Source organism: Pedomonas sp., assembly GCF_036515995.1.
GTDB lineage: Bacteria > Pseudomonadota > Alphaproteobacteria > Sphingomonadales > Sphingomonadaceae > Pedomonas.
Genome location: NZ_DATBUP010000273.1, coordinates 1 through 2,859 on the forward strand (window position 1 = coordinate 1; position 2,859 = coordinate 2,859).

The 2,859-nt window shown below is 57.8% G+C and carries 3 protein-coding genes and 1 tRNA gene; 2 read left to right on the forward strand and 2 right to left on the reverse strand.

The features are described from left to right. Positions 1–591, reverse strand: a 591-nt coding sequence (locus VIG90_RS19670) for a c-type cytochrome (protein WP_331595222.1), incomplete at its 3' end; no start/stop codon positions are given. Positions 592–737: 146 nt separating this feature from the next. Here VIG90_RS19670 and VIG90_RS19675 point away from each other — a divergent pair. After that, positions 738–813: transfer RNA gene (locus VIG90_RS19675), tRNA-Arg, on the forward strand. A gap of 350 nt (positions 814–1,163) precedes the next feature. Then, positions 1,164–2,231, forward strand: coding sequence for an acyltransferase (locus tag VIG90_RS19680; protein WP_331595223.1), 1,068 nt, complete (start codon positions 1,164–1,166; stop codon positions 2,229–2,231). Positions 2,232–2,264: 33 nt separating this feature from the next. Here the strand turns inward: VIG90_RS19680 and VIG90_RS19685 are convergent, their stop codons facing one another. Then, positions 2,265–2,630, reverse strand: coding sequence for a cytochrome c family protein (locus VIG90_RS19685; protein ID WP_331595224.1), 366 nt, complete (start codon positions 2,628–2,630; stop codon positions 2,265–2,267). Between the last annotated feature and the right edge of the window lie 229 nt (positions 2,631–2,859).

The window sequence follows — 2,859 nt, forward strand, 5'->3', positions numbered from 1 at the left end:
CGCCTGTGCACCAGCCGGGGCAGCCGCGGCGGCGGGCGCTTCCGGCTCCTTGAAGCTGGCGCCGCTCTTGTTAGCCATGAACACTACCGCGCGCTCCACTTCGATGTTGTCCAGATCCGGATTGCCGCCCTTGGCCGGCATCGCGCGGATGCCTTCGATCGCATGCTTGACGAGCGTGTCATAGCCTTGGCCCAGGCGCGCAGTCCAGGCACTGTTGTCGCCGGTCTTCGGCGCGCCTGCCGCGCCCGTGTCGTGGCAAGCCGCGCACACGGCGGCGTAGACGGCGCCACCGGCCTGCAGCACTTTCGGTGCGTTCGCATCTTGCAGCACGAAGCCTTCCTCCGCCGCGGGGCGCAGGCGTTCCGCCACCGCCTCGGCGCTCTGGCTGTCGGTGCCTTCGCCTACCAGCCTGTCCGTAGTGGCATACTGGACGAGCAGAATGATGCCGATGACGATGACGAGGAAGAAGGCCGTCACCGCGACGATGAGCTGCTTCGGCGTGCGGATGAAGGATTGGTGTTCGTTATGTGCGTCGCTCATGATTTCCTTAATGCAATTAAAAAAACCTGCCACCCGGCGCTTTGCGCTCATGCATGTTGTTCTGCAAATGCCGCCAAACGGCCGATTATAGACCTAAAGTATCCCGTTTGTAACGGTATTCAGGGGGCATAGCGTCATTCACCATGGACGGCGGGGCGGAAAGTCTGTATCCTTCGCACACTAAACGAGTTTCCTACGCGGCTGTAGCTCAGTGGATAGAGTATTGGCCTCCGAAGCCAAGGGTCGCTGGTTCGATCCCAGCCAGCCGCGCCAATGGATGAAGCCCATACCTTAAGGGCTTGATTGTTGAGTAGAGACTGTTGCGCTCGGCGAGAACGATGACCCGCTCGAGCGGACATGACATCGGTGCAATGCCGAATGTCGGGCGTCACCCGTAGTTGTCGGCCTTGCCCATGAGCCGGGCGCCTGCTCGCGTAAGAGCCAGAACCGCACTCCTGAGATCCCGGTCCCATAGCTCGTTCCGTGAAGAACTGCCTAAAAAGCATCTTCATGTTACCGTGCACGAATGCTAACGAGAAGTCCGTTCGCCCCTTGCTCCTCTGGGGCCTTGCTGATATGGCGTGATGTTTTGCCCAACCAGCATCGAAACAACGGAAAGTAAGATGAGCCTCAATAACAAAGTACAAGAGCGTATTTCGGTTCTACGCTTTTTAATGATCTTCGGGATCGTTGTTCTGCATACCCCCCAGTATGTGCCGATCGCGCAAGTCGGCCCCGGAGCGTTTGATTTCATCAAGGCGTTTTTTCAGAATGCGTTGTTCCGCACCACCGTTCCAGTTCTGACTTTCATTTCCGGATACTTGCTGTTCAACTCCGGTCTCTATCTGAACCCCAGGAAGTTAGCACAGAAGAAGTTCAAGACGATCGTCGTTCCTTTTCTTGTTTTTAACTTGACGTTGCTGCTTGCAGCTTATCTCGCACAGTCAAGAGCCGGCATCGCTTTATCTTACGAGCTGACCCCGTTCGACCCTGGCGTGTGGCTCAACGCCGCATTCGGGCTGACGACGAGCCCGATTAATTACCCGTTGAATTTCCTCCGGGATCTAATTGTCCTCATGTGCCTGGCGCCCGTGTTCGGGCTGATGTTGCGCACGTATCCGGTACTTGGGCTGGTTTGTGTCAGTGTGTTGTTCTACCCGGACTACGATGGGTACTTGCTTCTACGAAATACCATGGCCATTACTTTCTACCTGGGCGGAATGGCTGCGATCCAGAAGTGGAACGTCCTGGCGCTGGATAAATACGCCCCGGTTTGTCTCCTTGGTCTCATAGGCGTGTGTGTCGCGATGGTTCACTTTAGGATCGCTAACACGAATTATCTGGCCTTGGGAGCCCCATTCCTTATCTGGCCCGCTGCGGCTTTGTTACACGGTACGGGGGCAGGCAGGTGGTCGGCCAGGATGAGCAAGTACAGCTTCTTTATTTTCGTTGCACACGCGCCTGTCCTGATGGCGACCTGGCTTGTTTACGACGAGCTCGGCGAACCCGTACCTTACCCGTTGTACTGGTTGGCCGCCCCTGTAATTACGTTAGGGATCCTGGTCATTGTTTACAAGCTTGCGCTGACTTTTACGCCGTCGGTTTTCTCGGCCATTCTTGGCTTAAAGAAAGAAAAGGCGCGATCGCGCGAGGATGACCGGTACCTGGAAGCACAATCGGTCATCAAATAGATGCGGATGGACTGAGCTCAGCGGTTCTTGCTCTCAGCGTAAGGTGCTCAGGTATGCCAGCAGGTCCGCGATCTGCTTCTCGTTGCTGATTCCCCAGAACCGCATCTTATTCCCGGGCACCACATCGTCCGTGTCGCGCACAAAGGCCGCCAGGTTTTCTTCCGTCCACACCACCCCCGAGTTCTTTATCGCTTTCGAGTACGCGTAGTCCGGTGCGCTGCCGGCGCGCCGGCCCACGATGCCGTTCAACTGCGGGCCGAAACCGCTGCGTGCATTGGGTCCTACCTTATGGCAGGACGCACATTTCTGAAAAACGCGTTTGCCTGCCTCCACATCGGCGCTGTATGCGCTGGGCACGGCTGCGGCGAGTAGCAGGACAACAAAAACTTGCTTCAACATCATCAATCCAGGTAAGGCGAGTGGCTTCCCAACGCGTACGCTGCGGGGAGGCGCGGGAACACTTTATTGCGGAGAACGATCTTGCCGCACGCGGCCTTGTTCGGCAAGTCTTGACGAAACCGGGCGCGGCCACGCGAACGGGGCGTTGCGCCCGGCCGCGCGGGACGCTGGCCGGTTGCGCCGCCACGCCTGGAGGGTTGATTGAACCGCGCGGGGCGATGAGATCGGC

Coding starts and splice junctions, on each gene's coding strand:
- VIG90_RS19680 (WP_331595223.1), top strand. CDS start 1,164: ATGAGCCTCAATAACAAAGTACAAGAGCGTATTTCGGTTCTACGCTTT.
- VIG90_RS19685 (WP_331595224.1), bottom strand. CDS start 2,630: ATGTTGAAGCAAGTTTTTGTTGTCCTGCTACTCGCCGCAGCCGTGCCC.